Below are 16,794 nucleotides of genomic sequence, written 5' to 3'. Positions count from 1 at the left end.
GGTCCAACCGGCTAATCCAGAGTACACTGGACCGATCAGTGCTAACGGTACCCAAGAAGTTGGTCACGAAGGCGAGGCAGTGGTTCAACCAGCTAACCCAGAGTACACCGGTCCAATCAGTGCCAATGGTACCCAAGAAGTTGGCCATGAAGGCGAAGCAGCTGTTCAACCTGCTAATCCAGACTATACTGGCAAACTGGAAGCTAAGGGTACACAAGAATCCGGTCATGAAGGTGAAGCCCTTGTTCAACCTACAAATCCAGAGTACACAGGCAAACTGGAAGCCAAGGGTACACAAGAATCAGGTCACGAAGGTGAGGCGGCTGTCCAACCCGAGAATCCTGTCCACACTCCAGTTGTTGGAAGTGTCACAGAGACTGAAACGCAAGCCATCGATTATCCTATCGAAGTTATCACTGATGATAGCAAGTATGTGGATGAAGAGGTTGTCGAGCAAGAAGGTCAAAAAGGTAGCCAAGAAATCCAGAAAATTTACCAAACCATTGATGGTGTCAAGGTTGGTGAGCCAACTATTGTATCAGGTAAGGTTATTGAGGTGCCACAACCTAGAAAGCTTCGTCGTGGCAGCAAACCTCTAGATGGAACAACGACGGAAGAGTCTATCGTAGAGCTTCCATTTAAAGAGATTGTCCAAGAAGATGATAGTCTTGAAAAGGGCACTCTAAAGGTTGTTCAAGAAGGTCAAAAAGGTCAAAATAAAATCACCAAAGTCTATAAGACCTATAAAGGGAATAAGACGTCTGAGGCACCAACTGTCACTGAAACCGTGCTAGTTCCTGTTCAAGATCGTATCGTTCACAAAGGGACCAAGGTGTCTGAAAAACCAGTGCTTACGCTAACACAGATTGACAAGGATGATTTGGGTCGTAGTGCTAAACTTAGCTATAACTTGACGAATCCAGGTTCAGCAGCTATCACGACTATTAAAGCGGTCCTCAAGCAAAACGGACAGATTGTACAAACGCTTGATATTCCTAGCACGACCTTGACTGCTGACCTAACAAACTTAGACTATTACAAGCCATATACCCTCACAACAACCATGACCTATGATCGTGGCAATGGTGAGGAGAATCAGGTTTTGGCAGACCAAACTCTCCAACTGGATCTCAAGAAGGTTGAGCTTAAAGATTTTGCACGTACAGATTTGATTAAGTATGACAATCAAACAGAAGTGGATGAGACTCGTCTGGCAGCTGTACCTCAGGATCTCACGAATTACTACTTGAAGATGACTTCTGCGGATCAGAAGACCACTTACTTGGCAGTAAAAGCCATCGAAGAAACAACGGTTGATGGCAAGGCGGTTTATAAGGTAACTGCAGCAGCGGATAATTTGGTTCAACGTGATGCCCAAAACCATTTTGCTCAAACCTATAGCTATTACATTGAGAAACCTCAGGCTAGTCAAGCCAATGTTTACTATGATTTTGCTGAGTTGGTCAATGCCATTCAGGCTAATCCTTCAGGTGAATTTAGGCTGGGTCAAAGTATGAGTGCTCGTCACGTCGTTCCAAACGGTAAATCATACATTACGACTGAATTTACTGGTAAGTTGCTCAGTGATGGTGATAAACGCTATGCCATCTATGATTTAGAGCATCCATTGTTTAATGTCATCAATGGCGGAACGATCAAGAATATCAACTTTGAAAATGTAGACATCAATCGCTCTGGTCAAAATCAAATCGCGACGGTTGGATTTAACCTTAAAAATAAAGGTCTGATTGAAGATGTTAAGGTGGCTGGTTCAGTGACTGGTAACAATGACGTTGCAGGTATTGTCAATAAGATTGATGAAGATGGCAAGATTGAAAATGTTGCCTTTATCGGTAAGATCAACTCTGTTGGTAATAACTCAACAGTTGGTGGGATTGCTGGTTCAAACTACATGGGATTCGTCAACAGAGCCTATGTCGATGCGACCATTACAGCTCAAAATGCCAACGCAAGTATGCTGGTGCCATTTGTCACTTACATGCTCAACAGTTGGAAATCAGGAACGAAGGCTAAGGTAACCAATTCAGTAGCTAAAGGTGTTCTTGATGTTAAAAACACAAGAAATGTCGGTGGTATTGTCGCTAAGACATGGCCTTACGGCGCTGTTCAAAATAATGTGACCTATGCTAAGGTTATCAAGGGCCAAGAAATCTTTGCTTCTAACGATGTCAATGATGAAGACGGTGGCCCATACATCAAAGATCTCTTTGGTGTTGTCGGCTATAGCTCGGCCGAAGATGGTACTGGTAAAGATACTAAGAGTCCGAATAAGCTCAAACATTTGACCAAGGAAGAAGCTGACAAGCGTGTTGAAGGTTACAACATCACAGCTGATACATTTGTTAGCGAGCCTTACGCGTTGAATACTCTTAACAATGTTTCTAGTCAAGCTGATTTTGCCAATATTCAAGACTATAAGCCAGAATACAAGCAGGCTTACAAGAATATTGAGAAATTCCAACCATTCTATAACAAGGATTATATTGTCTATCAAGCAAACAAACTGGCCAAGGACCACAACTTGAATACCAAAGAGGTGCTCTCAGTGACACCAATGAAAGACAGTAATTTTGTTACAGACCTAAGCGATGCTAACAAGATTATTGTTCACTATGCTGATGGAAGCAAAGACTACTTCAAGCTTTCAGAGAGTTCAGAAGGTTTGAGCAATGTTAAAGAGTACACTGTTGCTGATTTGGGTATCGCGTACACTCCAAATGTCGTTCAAAAAGACCACTCAAGTCTTATCAATGGTATTGTTGATATTCTTAAGCCGATTGAGTTGCAGTCTGATTCGATTTACCAAAAACTTGGTCGTACCGGTCCAAACAAGGTCAATGCTATCAAGAACCTCTTCTTGGAAGAAAGTTTTGAAGCTGTTAAGGCTAATTTAACTAACCTGGTGACTAAGCTGGTTCAAAATGAAGACCACCAGCTTAACCAATCACCAGCTGCCCAACAAATGATTCTTGACAAGGTTGAGAAAAATAAAGCGGCCCTCTTGTTAGGTTTGACTTACTTGAATCGCTACTATGGTGTGAAGTTTGATGATGTTAATATCAAGGAAATCATGCTCTTCAAACCAGATTTCTATGGTAAAAATGTGGATGTCCTTGACCGTTTGATTGAGATTGGCTCTAAGGAAAATAATATCAGTGGTTCAAGAACATACGATGCTTTTGGTGAAGTTCTTGCCAAAAATACCCTTTCTAGTGATCTGACCGACTTCCTTAATTACAACCGAAAACTCTTTACCACTATCGACAATATGAATGATTGGTTTATCGATGCTGCTAAGGATAAGGTCTACGTTGTTGAGAAGGCATCTCAAAATGAAGGTGTCGGTGAGCACAAGTATCGTGTTTATGATAACCTTAGTCGTGGTCTCCACCGCAAGATGATTTTGCCATTGTTGAACCTTGATAAGACAGAGATGTTCTTGATTTCTACCTATGACACCATGTCTTATGGTACGGCTAACAAGTACAATACAACCTTAGAGAAGTTGAAACCTGAGATTGATCTAGCCGCTCAACGTCAAATCAACTATCTTGATTTCTGGCAAAGATTGGCTGCGGATAATGTAAAAAACAAATTGTTCAAAGACATTGTCAATCCAGTCTGGGAAGGTTACTACGTCTGGGGTCATGGTTGGCCAGGTTGGCCAGAGCGCTACGGCCAATTCAAGAACAGTACAGAAGTCTATGCGCCAATCCGTGAAATCTATGGACCAGTCGGTGAGTACTATGGTGATAACGGAGCCATGGCCGGTGCCTATGCTGCCATCTACGACAATCCATACGATAATCGTGCCAAAGTTACCTTCGTCATGTCTAACATGATTAGCGAGTACGGTGCTTCGGCCTTCACTCATGAAACAACTCATATCAATGACCGTATTGCCTACTTTGGAGGCTTTGGTCGTCGTGAAGGAACAGACGTTGAAGCTTATGCCCAAGGGATGTTGCAATCACCAGCAACTCAGGGTCACCAGGGTGAATACGGTGCTTTAGGGCTTAACATGGCCTTTGAAAGAGAAAACGACGGTAAGCAGTGGTACAATACGAATCCAAACAAGTTGAAGTCGCGTGAAGCCATCGACCGTTACATGAAGGGCTACAATGACACCCTCATGCTTCTTGATTCACTGGAAGGGGAAGCAGTCCTCAGTCAAGGAAAGCAAGAGCTCAATAACGCATGGTTCAAGAAGGTAGATAAACAGCTACGAGGTAATAGTAAAAACCAATACGACAAGGTTCGTGCTTTAAGTGATAGTGAAAAGGCTATTAATTTGACCTCTATTGATGACCTTGTAGATAATAACTTCATGACCAATCGTGGACCTGGAAATGGTGTTTATAAACCTGAGGATTTCTCTTCTGCCTATGTCAATGTGCCTATGATGTCTGCCATTTATGGTGGTAATACCAGTGAGGGCTCTCCAGGTGCTATGTCCTTCAAGCATAATACTTTCAGACTCTGGGGTTACTACGGCTATGAAAAGGGCTTCCTAGGTTATGCGACCAACAAGTATAAACAAGAAGCCAAAGTGGCTGGTAAGAACACCCTTGGCGATGACTTTATTATTAACAAGATTTCTGATGGCCAGTTCAACACCCTGGAAGACTTCAAGAAGGCCTACTTCAAAGAAGTGAAAGAAAAAGCGTCCCATGGTTTGACGACAGTTGCTATTGATGGCACATCTGTAAGTTCTTACGACGATTTGTTAGCTTTGTTTAAAGCGGCAGTAGCCAAAGATGCTGCAAGTCTTAAAACAGATAATAACGGTAATAAATCGGTGTCAACAAGCCATACGACTAAACTCAAAGAAGCTGTCTATAAGAAACTCCTACAAGAGACAGATAGTTTCACAAGTTCTATTTTCAAATAATAGATGAAAAAATCCCTTTTGGTAAATGCCAAAGGGATTTTTGAGTTTGTTCGAAAAAGGAGTAGTAAGGAGTCTCTATGTCAGGATTGGCAAGGGGTTGAGAGAACTGTGAGTTGAGTCGTTAAAAAATTTTTCTTTTTGAAGGGAGAGTATTTTGTATTTTAATAAATATCACCAAAAATAAAAAATAAGGTTAGGGTGATGAACGATTTTAATGAAAAATGGTTTGATATAAAAGTATTTTGAAAATTATAGAACTAACAAAACAGAGGATTGTGGTAAATAAAAGCACGAACGTTTTGAAGTTTCAAAGGACTTAGATAAAAGTTTTAAATTAATATTTTCTAATAAAAGTTAAACTTTTACACAATTATTAGTATATATTTGACAATTTAATAATTATAGTATAAAATGGAAACTGTATATAAAGTAATTTGGATATTGAGGAAATTTATTATTATGAGAGATATGTTTAATAAACGCCAACGTTTTTCATTAAGAAAATACAGCTTTGGTGTAGCCTCTGTACTTTTGGGAGTTTCAATCTTCTCAAATGCACAGGGTGCCCAAGCTGATGAAACGGTAGCACCAACTACCGCAGGTATGGAAACAACTGCTGAGCCAGATGTCGTCGTGGAGCAATCAACGCCAACAACATCAGTAGCTCCAGCAACAACAGAAAACGCACCAAGTTCAGTCTCTACTGTGGCCTTGGCTAGTGAACAACCACAATCAGCAGCTCAAGACAGCCAAGCAGCTTCAACAACTAGTCAAACAGCAGCTAGTTCAGAAGTAGCTTCTCAGGCTGCATCGCAAGCGAGCTCTGAGTCTGCAACAGCGACTGCTTCATCTGTAGCTACAAGTGCTCAAGCTCTTAGCTCAACAGCTGTAGCAGAAACTCCTGTTGCTGGTCAAGTATCAGCACAAACAAGTGCGGCTGCTTCAGTTGCGACTGCAGCAGAAACTGCCAGTGCAGAGTCTACAACTAACGCTGTAAATAGCGTCCTTAAAGTAGCGACTAGCGAGTTAGCTGTGACAAGCAGTGAATTGAATGCTGCTGAAGCAAGCCTTAACTCTGAAAATCTCATCAACGCTATGGGACTTGCGGTATCAAACCGTAGCCTTCGTACAGCTGATGCGGTTGCTGTTTTGACAAATGCTGGAGCAAGCTCAACAAACCCTGATTTGACAAACCTAGGCTACAAACTTGCCTATTTGCCAGAACGTCAACAATACTTTGTTAACATTAATTACATCAACAATCTTAGAGTTGGTCGTGATAATCGTGGGGTTATGAGACCTTATGACTACATTACAAATGGTAACTACATGGTTGTCGTAAACTATGCCAACCTTGGTATTATTGACTACGTTGATGAAGCAGGAAATAAGATTCCTGGATCTTCAACATACCGTATCAATAACTCAACTGAAACAATCACAGCAAACGGTAAGACTTACAATAAAATTTATGATGCTGGTGTAACAGAACTTCCACCAGTACCAGCAGGATACCGCATCAAATATGCCTCTGCTGACAAATCTAAAGCTAATGCTTATGTAGATGTTTTGAAGTCAGAACGTCAATACGACTATAACAACGGTATTGCAACAATCCGTTCAGAACGTGCTTGGGACCGTAACCAAAGCCGTGTCGTTGACCTTGTTCAATTCGCTAACGGTTCACAAGGATTGGATGCTTCAATTGATGCTAATGGTGGTGGTCAATACCTAGCTCCAGGTTACCGTTACCACATTATCGTTGAAAAAGACACTAAAGATGTCACAAAAGCAACAAGTCAAACAGTAACTTACACTGGTGCTGATACGAAGACACCAGCTGCTAACACTCAAAATGACTTTAGCTTTAACGGTAAAGAAGATCCTACAACTAATACGACAACTTGGACTGAAACGACTCACACTTATGGAACAGTCAAAACTCCAGTTGTTACTGGTTACTATGCCGATAAAGCCGTAGCAGGTGGCAAGACAGTTACCCCAGATGCACCAAATGCGACAGACACAGTGACATACAAAGCCTTTGGTAAATTTATCGCTGTGGATGAAAATGGAAATCCAATTCCAGGTGTATCAACAACTGCCTACACGAACGATCCTAATGATGCAACTAAGATGATTGCCATCGACAAGACGCTTCCAAGCATTCCTGGCTACACTGTTAAAGTTATCCCTGCATCACCATCAAATCCAGGTGAAGATACTCGTGTCGTTTACGTAGCAATCGTTAACGATGTTACTAAGGCGACGAAACAAACTGTTACCTTCCAAGGGGCTGGCGATAATACACCAGCTGCAGATGTGAAATCTGACTATACCTTTGCAGGTAAGGATAACCAAGCGACTGGTAAGGTGACTTGGAATGAAACTAGCCACACTTACGGTACAGTTAAGGTTCCTGTTGTGAATGGCTACTTTGCCGATAAAGCCGTAGCAGGTGGTAAGACAGTTACTCCAGATGCTCCAGAAGCAACTGATACAGTAACTTACAAGGCCTTTGGTAAATTCGTCATTGTCGATGAAAATGGTAACCCAATTGCAGGTGTATCTGACACTGCCTACATCAATGATCCTAACGATCCAACTAAGATGATTGCAGTTGATAAGAACTTGCCAACTATCCCAGGTTACACTGCTAAGGTAGTACCTGCAACACCAGGTGACTTGTCTAGCGATACTAAGGTTGTTTACGTTAAGAATGACCAAAAAGCAAGTGTTGTATACCGTGATGAAACAAGTGGTTCAACCCTTGAAACTGTTGCCTTGGCTGGTAAGTCTGGCGAAGCAGTTAACTATTCAACAGCTGAACGTATCAAACATTATCAAGACCTTGGCTATGTCCTTGTGACAGATGGTTACCCAGCTGGTGCAACATTCGACTTGGATAGTACAGTTGACCAAGCTTGGACAGTAAGCTTCAAACGTGTAGCACTTGACTTTAATCCAGACAATGCTCACGAACCAGGAACACCAATCTATCCTAACCAACCAAACGGTCCAAAATGGCCAGCTAAGGATGCTTACCTTAAAGATGTGACATATACTGTTCACTATGCAAGCAAAGATAGCAATGCTAAATTGCCAGCAGACAGTGTTCAGAAAGCACAATGGAAACGTTCATTGACGCTTGACTCTGTAACAGGTGATATTCTTACTGCAGGTGAATGGAAGGCAGATAAGACTAAGTTTGATCTCGTAATCACACCAATGGTTAACGGTTACTTCGCCGATAAAGGCCGTGTGGCTTCTCAAGATGTCACTATGGACAGCAAGGTTGAGACTGTAACTTACACTAAATTTGGTAAGATTATTGCCGTTGACGAAAAAGGGAATCCAATCCCAGGTGTTGAAGCAGTTACTTACACAAATGATCCTAACGATCCAACTAAGGCTGCTATGACTCTTGTTCCTGAAGTGAAAGGTTACAAGGCTGATAAGACTGGTGTGACACCAAGCAACCCTGGTGAAGATACAAAGGTTGTTTACAAGGTGGTTAATGCAGAACCTGCTAAACCGGCAGTTAACAAAGAAGTTGGTACTATCGTTGTTATCTACCGTGACGAGTATGGTAACCAAATCAAGATGCCACTTGTGATCACTAACTCTGTTGGTTCAGAAGTTAATGTTCATGGTGACCGTTACATCTACCGTAACGGTGTGAAATATGAATTGATCCGTCAAGAAGGTAAATCTACAGACAAGATGACAGAAGGTCAAACAGTCGTAACTTACATCTACCGTAAAGTCGAAGATGGCTCAACACCATCAAACGGTAACGGTGGTCAATCTGGAAGTTCAACATCTAAGGCTGTCAAAGCAACTTCAAACGGTTCTAAAGGATCTAAGGGTTCTGGATCTGGTTCAGCTGCTGATGGAGCATCAGATGGTAAAGGTTCAGATAAGAAGAAATCTGGAAACAAAGATGGTAAGAAGGCAGATGGCTCTGATAAAGCTAAAGAAGGCGATGAACAATTGCCAGTAACAGGTGAGTCAGATAACAACCTTGCAGCAATGGGTGTTGTTGTCATGGGACTCATGTCAGGACTTGCGGCTATGAATCGTCGTAAAAACCAAGACTAAGATTTCCAAACCTTATCTCTCATAAATTCCAAAAATAAAATCTCTCTCGAGTGACTTGCTCGGGAGAGATTTTTTGTTTGTGGATAAAATTCACGGAATCTCCCAAGGTTTGTGAATCTTTTAAGCAGTATTTAGCTTGATAAGGTACAATAGAGTAAGACAAAACGAATGAGGAGACTGTCATGAAGTTTTTACATACGTCAGATTGGCATGTGGGGCGAACCCTCAATGGCTGGTCTTTGTTGGAGGAGCAGGAGTGGGCCTTTCAACAGATTGTGGATTTGGCTATTAGCGAAAAAGTGGATGGGGTTATCATTGCGGGAGACCTCTATGACCGTGCGGTGCCGCCTGTGGATGCGATTAAGCTATTTAATAAGACCTTGGCCCGCTTGGTGTTGGAGGAGCAGATTCCTGTCTATGCTATCAGTGGCAACCATGATGGTGCTGAACGTTTGCATTTTGGACGAGACTTTTTTCAACATCAAGGTCTTCATTTAAGCACACGTTTGGAGGAGGCTTTTGAGCCTATTGAGTTGGAGGCTTGCCAGATTTTCCTGCTTCCCTTTATTGACCCTATTGATGTCCGTATTTACTATAAAGACGATGAGAATAAGGAAATTCAGGGAATTGGTGATGCCTTGGCCTACATTCTCGAGGATATGGAAAAAGCTTTTGATCCCGACAAGGCCCATGTCTTGGTGACGCATTTTGCGGTTTCTAAGAAAGAGGACCAAGATGGTCAAAGTTTACGAGAATTGATGTTGTCTGAAACCAGCAATACGGTAGGTGGTCTTTCTAATGTGACCAGTGACCTTTTCAAGGCTTTCGATTATGTGGCCTTGGGGCATATCCATACGCGCTTTGCCAGTCCGACTCAGCGCGTGCAATATTCAGGCAGTCCGGTTGCCTTTAATGTCAAAGAAGCCAAGCGTAAGGAAGAAAAAGGCGTTTATATTCTTGACTTGGATGCAACTGGAGACTTGTCTCAGACCTTCCATCCTCTAGAAGTCAAACGACCGATTGTGGCCTTGCAGGCGTCTTTTGAAACCTTGATGTCACCTGAATTTTATAAGGAGCAGCCTTGTCAAAAGGCTTGGTTTGCCTTTGATATTCAATTGTCCAGTCGTAAGGAATTAGAGGGCATCAATGTGCGTGCCCGTCTGGAAGAGATTTATGGGACAGACATTGTAGAAATCACTTTCAGTCGTTTGGGTGATGTCAGGGAAGAAAGCTTGACTGTAGATCAGCACTTAAAAGATTTGGAAATGCAATCACCGCAGGAAATTGTCTCTGATTTTTACCAGACAGTGACTGGGGGCGATGTCTTGTCTGAGAGACAAACTGCCCTTGTGGAAAGTATTTTTGAGGAGATTGGAAGGAGTGGACAATGAGACCAGTTCAGTTAGAATTGACCAATTTTGGACCTTATCGTAAGGAAGTCATCAATTTCACCCAGTTTGACCACGCTCCCCTCTTTTTGATTGGTGGGGACACGGGGGCTGGTAAGAGTACCCTCTTTGATGCCATGACGGTTGCCTTGTTTGCGACGACCAGTGGCGACCGCAATGTTGAGGAGATGCGGTCAACCTTCGCTGGTGCAGGGGATGACTTGACCAAGGTAACCTTTTATTTCCAACAAGGCAAGCATCTTTATCGCATTGAGCGAGTGCTCCAGCAGGAGAGAGCCAAGCGAGGTGGGGGCACGACCATGCAAAAGGCGACGGCTTCATTAGTCATTGTGGATAAGATTGGTGGTCAGGAAATTGAAAAACTTGGGGATAAGATCAAGGAAGTTAGTGACCAGATTGAGCAGATTTTGGGACTCAATGCCGAGCAGTTCAAACAGATTATTCTCCTTCCGCAAAATGATTTCAGCCGTTTCTTGAAAGAAGATTCCAAGACCAAGACTCAAATTTTAAAGAAAATCTTTGGAACGGGTATTTTTGACCGTTTTCAAAAGAGCTTGGAAGAGCGTCTTCGTCAGAGCAATAAGGATATGGATAAGCGCCAAGCTCTGCTAGATGGCCATTTTGCTAGTCAGGTGTGGTCTGAGGAGGAATTAGCAGTCTTGACCCAAACGCCAGCCTCTGAAAAATTGGCACGCCTTGAAGAGCTTTTGTCTCAGCGTCAAGAAAGTCTTACGGAGCAGAAAAGCATCTTGAAGGATGCCCATGAGGATTTGGTTAAACTGCAGAAGAGCTTGCAAACTGCTCAAGATGTGACCAAGATTTTCCAAGAATTGAAGCAAGCCAAGGAGCGTTACCGTCTGGAAATTGAGGAAGGTGCTCAGGAACAGGCAGAGGCAAAAGCGCATCTGGAGGAATTGCAGTTCGCTCAAGGTCTGCAAGAAACTATTAGTAGCCTCAAACAATATCAGAAACAGTTGTTGCAATTAGAGCAGGATCTTGAAATCGCTCAGGAAGAATTGAGTGAAAAGCAGCAGGCTTTTGAGGGAGTTAAGGCTCAAAAAGAGGCACTCGCAGCTCAATCTAGGAATTTTTTTCAAAAAGAAGAAAAGCTGGAAGCGTGGAAAGAGGATATTATCTATGCTCAGAGTCTTGCTCAAGAGCAGGAGAAAATCAAACGTTCACGTACTAACTATAAGCAGTTGGAAGAAACCTACCAGCAGGCGTCGAAAAAGATTGAGACTCTTAACAAGTCCTTGTCAGATTTGGAGGCCAATCGCCTAAGTTTAGATAGCTTGCATGAAGCCGAAAAACTCCTCCAGTCTGTGGGTTACAGTGTGGATAATCAACTGGCTCAGGACCTGAAAGAAATAGAGGACTTGAAGCAGGAGTTGGCCAAGACGGAAAAACGTCAACAAGGGTTATCTTTGGATATTGAACAAGCTCAAGAAATCCTCAAGGAATTGGAAGACCAGTTAGCAACCACTTTAGCTTCACGTCGTCAACTCATGATTGCCCAGTTGCAGGCAGAATTAGAGGATGGACAGCCATGTATGGTTTGTGGTTCCATTAACCATCCTAAGGTCGATGGGACACAGGCGAATGAAGCGGCTTTGAAGGATCTCATGAATCAGGTGGAGGAACTTCAAGCTCAAAAAGAAAGGCAAGTCGCTACCTTGTCAAACCGTCAGGCTACCTTGAGCGAGGTTGAATCTAAACGTCAAGATTTGCTTGACCAAGTGGCTAAAGTCAAGTTAACTCTTGAAAAACACTATCTAGAACTCCAAGAGCAAGTTAAGGGACAATTTGATTTTGATTTTGCTGAGGACTATGAAGCAGACTGTGGACAAACCTTACTCCGAAAGGTTGAACAGTATTATCAAGAGCTACACAAACGCTTTGATAAGGAAGAGGCAGACCGTGTCCACTATCAAGAGGAGTTAGCTAAGGCTCAAGAAAAAGCGACAGATTTGGCTAAAGCCTATCAAGAGGCTAAGGCGGCGCTTGACCAAGCTAAGGAACGTCTTAAGGAGTTACAAGAAGCTCATCCAGAGCTTGAATCTGTTGAGGTTTATCAAGAACGTATTTCCCTAGCAAAGCAGGAGTTGGACCTCTACAATAAGCAAGTCAAGGAAAATAGTGAAGCCTACAACCAACTTCATGCCGACATTCAAGGAATCAGGGGGCAACTTGAGAGCTTAACCAAGTCTAAAGAAAATGCTAGCCAAGAAACTAAGCGTTTATCGGCTGAACTAGACCAAAGTCTTATGGCTGAAGGGGCCCTCACCAATGACCTAGAGCAAATCCAGCTCTGGCTACTTGAGGTGAACAAGCAAGCGATTTCTAAGCTTCAGGCTCAATTGACAAGTTATCAAACGCTCAAACAAGAGTTGCAGGCGCAGATTGTCAAGGGCCAAGAGCTTATCAAAGACCAAGAAAAGCCGGACCTTGGCAATCTAACACAAGCAGTAGAGGCTAGTCAGGAAAGCTATGATAGGCAGCTGGCTCAAGTTTCTGTCATGGAGAAGGGGCTTAAGGATGCGACGGCTACCTACCAAGCGGCCAAAACCCTTCAAGAAAGTAGCCAAGAGGCTTTTAAGACCCACCAAGAACTCAGCGATTTGGTTAAGGTGGTTAAGGGAGAAAATACTGCTCTCACTGGGCGACTCAATCTTGAAGTCTATGTTATCCGTCAGTATTTCCAACAAATCTTGGACTATGCCAATGCTAACTACATCGGTCTCTTAACAGATAACCGCTATTCCTTTGTTCTGAGTGAAGAAGGGCGTAGGGCGCGTGATCACTTTGGTTTGGACATCAACGTCTATGACCAGCTGACAGGTAGCGAGCGTTCCGTCAAATCCTTGTCTGGAGGAGAAACCTTTATCGCTGCACTGGCTATTGCCCTATCCCTCTCAGAGGTGGTGCAAAATACCAGCAAGGGTGCTGTTGTTGAAGCTCTCTTCATCGACGAAGGGTTTGGCTCACTGGATAAGGAAGCCCTGACCAAAGCCATCGCTGTTCTGGAACAAATTGGTGAAAACCGCATGGTCGGTGTCATCAGTCACGTGGACGACATGAAAGAAGGCATCGCCCAACAATTAGCTATCATCAAGTCGCATGATGGCAGTAGCCGTATTAAAATTGTGGATAAGGGGTAAGAAGAGTTTATATAATACTCTATATCAGATAATCACAGTTGTAGCCATGTCAAATTTGTTCTAATCAGCATAGAAATAAGGTAGTTGAATCAACAACTACCTTATGTAGAATTGTTAAAAAGCTGATGGTTTGTATAACATATTTAATCCGTTCTACTCGTAAAAAAGTGGGGACGGATTTTTTGTCATCATATTTGAAAATGTTATAGCAAAAGCTAGTCAAGGTAATATGGGGCTACCTAATGTCTCCCTAATCCTTTGAACTTTTAGCTAGGTGAAGTAATTATCAATTTCCTCCTCATTTTTTAGTATATCCACCTCATCAACACCACAACTTACTGCTAATTCTATAGATCCCTGAAAAGCGATATTATAGTCAGGAGAAAATGCCTTTCCTAAAAGTTTATAGTAATTCTTAATCTCTCTCTGAAGTTGATGATTATATAATTCAAATTCATTATCTAAAAAATAGCTATATTCTTGTATCTCTTTTAAATAATCTGCTATCAGTAATTTCTCTTTCATTGTGAGATTATCTTTAGCGATTTCATATAGGAAAGTTCCTATAGTATTTCCAATAACAGCTCCTAAAATAGGTATTGGAATTACAGCATGTCCTAATATTGAGGATAATGCACTCACTGATACATCAACACATAAGATTTGCGAATTTAGTAAAAATTCTTCTTTTGTGATTAACTTTTTGCGAAATTTGTATGCTTCTTCAGCGATACCAAATGACGCGGTACACAAAGAACTAGCTACTGCTGCAGGAGTAGCTGTGTAATTCGTAAGGGCGTATATCGTAATGCCCCGAGTACCTCCTTTAATAGCTCCAATTCCACTATCTTTGGAGATTTCAAGCCAATCGTCTTTTGTAAACTCACTAATAGTTTTCCCTAAGCGCTTTTTTTTAATTATTCCTGTTATAAACGCAGTACCCCCTTCTAGAGAAGCCGCTATAGCGGATATATAGGCACCCTGTTTGAAAGTAGGTTTGCTTTTATTGTATATATCTCTTCTAATATTAGTATCAATATCCTTTATATTCCCTTTTTCATTATAAATAGTGGTATTGATTTGATTCCTTTGTACCTCCTTGTAACTCACTTTCGAAGGTTCTATATCAGAAAGTTTGATGTTTCCTGTTGCGAAGAATTGATTTACTTCTTTCCATTGCTTTAATGAGAATTCACCGGTTTTAGTTCCTATCTGATTGGCTTGATTTTCAGAAATGGATAGCAACATTTTTATCTTTTCATAATGATCAGCAGGTATTTGATATTTTCTACCTCCATCTAGAAACCAAGGATATTTTTCATAGTGTTGTTTGATAGCAAATAATGATAAATGATTGCCAGAATTTACAAACTTTTGCTGTATTTCAATTCCATCACGGACAAAATCGGAAGGACCATTATCATTAATCCAGACATATTTAGGAGCTTTTCCTAATATCTGTTCTCTTGCATTTCCAATCCCACATTCAGCAACTTCAGCAATAAAACCATGCATTCCTTTTGTCCCACCACGATTCTGTTCTATAATCGACTTATTTATCTGATGCATAGTAGAATCTAGTGTGTTTATTGCATCCTTAAAATTTTGATTTTGATTCTGGAGATTCTTTAATAGGTTATCTAGTCTAACTTGATTTATGTAATTCGTCCATGATGCAATTGCTTGCTCTTCATTACTTTTTATCACTCTTTTAAAAATCATTATGTATTACTTTCTACTGTTTTACTGAGCATTTTAGACAAAGTCTTGGTGTTGTTAACCAATGCTGCAAGTATCTGCTTGTCTTCAGAGTTAAGAGTTGAATAGTTAGTAGAGTCATAGTGCAGACACTCTTGAAATTGTTGAGAAAGTTCTACCTTTAGTGAAACCGTTTGATCAATTAGTTGTTCTATATTTACTCCTACTTTTCTTAGCTCGTTAGTAAGATTTTGGAGTTTTATTATTTCGTCTTTCTTTTTTTCTTGAAGCTTAAATCTTTTTTTTACGGTTAATAAAACACTTGCTAGTAGGGTAGTTCCGGCAATTCCCCAACCTACAGGACCTGCAAGAGCTAATAAAGCTTGACCTGCAGCCATTCCTCCACCACCTGTGGCTAAGGCACCACCACCAAGCCAAGCTATGGCAGCGTTAGATGCAGCTGCCCCGCTTAAAGCAGAAATAGCAGTGCCAGTGGAGGCTGTACCGAAAGTTGTCGCAACCCACATTGCCGCGGTAGGAGCTGTACTAGCGACAAAGCCTCCAGCAGTTAAACCAGCTCCAATTAATTGGCTACCTCTCTCAAGATTCTCACTTTGTTCTTTCGCAAATTCTATTACTCCTTGGAAGTTTTGTTTCTCTATTTTTATCTCTTCAAAATCTATTACGAATTCTTTTGGGTGAAAAGCGATACTATTTATCAAGCACTCGACATCTGAAATAAGTTGTACGGTTTCTTCTCGTTCTTTTAATAGAGTTTCTCCTTTAGAACTAATTAGTTTATATTCCTCATCGTATTTTTTTTCTGCTTTATTTAGTTCTTTATTTAACAAATCACTGGGATTTAGAATTGCATCCTCAACTTTTTCAATCTCATTCATAAGTGGGTTAGGTTGAATTTTAGGTTCTAGATTTTTTGATTCACAGAAATCTATATAACTAATTAAGTTATTTCTGTGTTGGTATAATTGGGATTTAGTTTCCTTAAATAAATTTTTATTGAACCAACCAACTTGTTTTCCTTCTATACAGTATTGAGAATACATTGAATGAATCTGCCTGATATCGGGTTGAATATCTTTCCATTTTTTATAAGCTTGTATTTTCCAAATAAATTTGGTTTTTATGTTTAAGATGAACACAATAATGCTAAATAATGCCATTATAAAAATATAAGCCATTTTTTTCTCCTAGAAATAAGTAGTTTTGATTTTACTTCATTATAAGCATTATACGCTTATAACTCTTGTTCTTATTATATCACTCAGAAATAATGAAAGAAGAGTAAAATAAAAAAATTTACGAAATTTAGTAAAATTAGACAAATAAAATTTATTTAATTTCTATATTTAGCAAATGGTGAGTAGTCAAGTCTATTTTGTATCGCTTTAATAGTATCAGAAAGACTGTATTTTTCGATTTGAAATATGGTTGGCTTTATTCAATTTTCGATTTTGAAAATATAGGTTTAGAAGCGTCCTAACTATCAGTTTTTTTG

Annotated in this window: 6 protein-coding genes; 4 read left to right on the top strand and 2 right to left on the bottom strand. The window is 41.0% G+C overall.

Annotation, left to right across the window (positions count from 1 at the left end; genetic code table 11):
* The 4 genes from ADH51_RS01740 to ADH51_RS01725 form a co-directional block, all read left to right on the top strand.
* A partial coding sequence (locus ADH51_RS01740) for a ZmpA/ZmpB/ZmpC family metallo-endopeptidase (RefSeq protein ID WP_048674069.1) occupies positions 1-4,912 on the top strand: 4,912 nt, incomplete at its 5' end.
* A 459-nt stretch (positions 4,913-5,371) separates the two neighbouring features.
* Positions 5,372-9,013: a YSIRK signal domain/LPXTG anchor domain surface protein gene (locus tag ADH51_RS01735; protein ID WP_048674067.1), complete on the top strand. Its 3,642-nt coding sequence runs from the start codon at positions 5,372-5,374 to the stop codon at positions 9,011-9,013.
* A gap of 182 nt (positions 9,014-9,195) precedes the next feature.
* A complete protein-coding gene (locus ADH51_RS01730; protein WP_048674065.1) occupies positions 9,196-10,404 on the top strand; it encodes an exonuclease SbcCD subunit D in 1,209 nt (402 codons plus the stop codon).
* Positions 10,401-13,580: an AAA family ATPase gene (locus ADH51_RS01725; RefSeq protein ID WP_048674063.1), complete on the top strand. Its 3,180-nt coding sequence runs from the start codon at positions 10,401-10,403 to the stop codon at positions 13,578-13,580. The genes ADH51_RS01730 and ADH51_RS01725 overlap by 4 nt, the downstream gene beginning before the upstream one ends.
* Before the next feature lie 270 nt (positions 13,581-13,850).
* Here the strand turns inward: ADH51_RS01725 and ADH51_RS10190 are convergent, their stop codons facing one another.
* Together ADH51_RS10190 and ADH51_RS10185 are read right to left on the bottom strand one after the other, a co-directional pair.
* Complete coding sequence (locus ADH51_RS10190) at positions 13,851-15,302, bottom strand: hypothetical protein (protein WP_048674061.1); 1,452 nt, start codon at positions 15,300-15,302, stop codon at positions 13,851-13,853.
* Positions 15,302-16,477, bottom strand: a complete 1,176-nt coding sequence (locus ADH51_RS10185) for a hypothetical protein (RefSeq protein ID WP_048674059.1) — start codon at positions 16,475-16,477, stop codon at positions 15,302-15,304. Before ADH51_RS10185 ends, ADH51_RS10190 begins: the two co-directional genes overlap by 1 nt.
* Positions 16,478-16,794: the final 317 nt, after the last annotated feature.

Origin of the sequence: Streptococcus sp. 449_SSPC, assembly GCF_001073005.1 — a bacterium.
Classification (GTDB): Bacteria; Bacillota; Bacilli; order Lactobacillales; family Streptococcaceae; genus Streptococcus; species Streptococcus salivarius_F.
The sequence above is the reverse complement of the archived record's forward strand: the minus strand, read 5'-3'. Positions and strand labels throughout refer to the sequence as shown.

What these genes read in the sequence shown, in the direction of transcription:
- ADH51_RS01735 (WP_048674067.1), top strand. Translation starts at nt 5,372, where the DNA reads ATGAGAGATATGTTTAATAAACGCCAACGTTTTTCATTAAGAAAATAC.
- ADH51_RS01730 (WP_048674065.1), top strand. Translation starts at nt 9,196, where the DNA reads ATGAAGTTTTTACATACGTCAGATTGGCATGTGGGGCGAACCCTCAAT.
- ADH51_RS01725 (WP_048674063.1), top strand. Translation starts at nt 10,401, where the DNA reads ATGAGACCAGTTCAGTTAGAATTGACCAATTTTGGACCTTATCGTAAG.
- ADH51_RS10190 (WP_048674061.1), bottom strand. Translation starts at nt 15,302, where the DNA reads ATGATTTTTAAAAGAGTGATAAAAAGTAATGAAGAGCAAGCAATTGCA.
- ADH51_RS10185 (WP_048674059.1), bottom strand. Translation starts at nt 16,477, where the DNA reads ATGGCTTATATTTTTATAATGGCATTATTTAGCATTATTGTGTTCATC.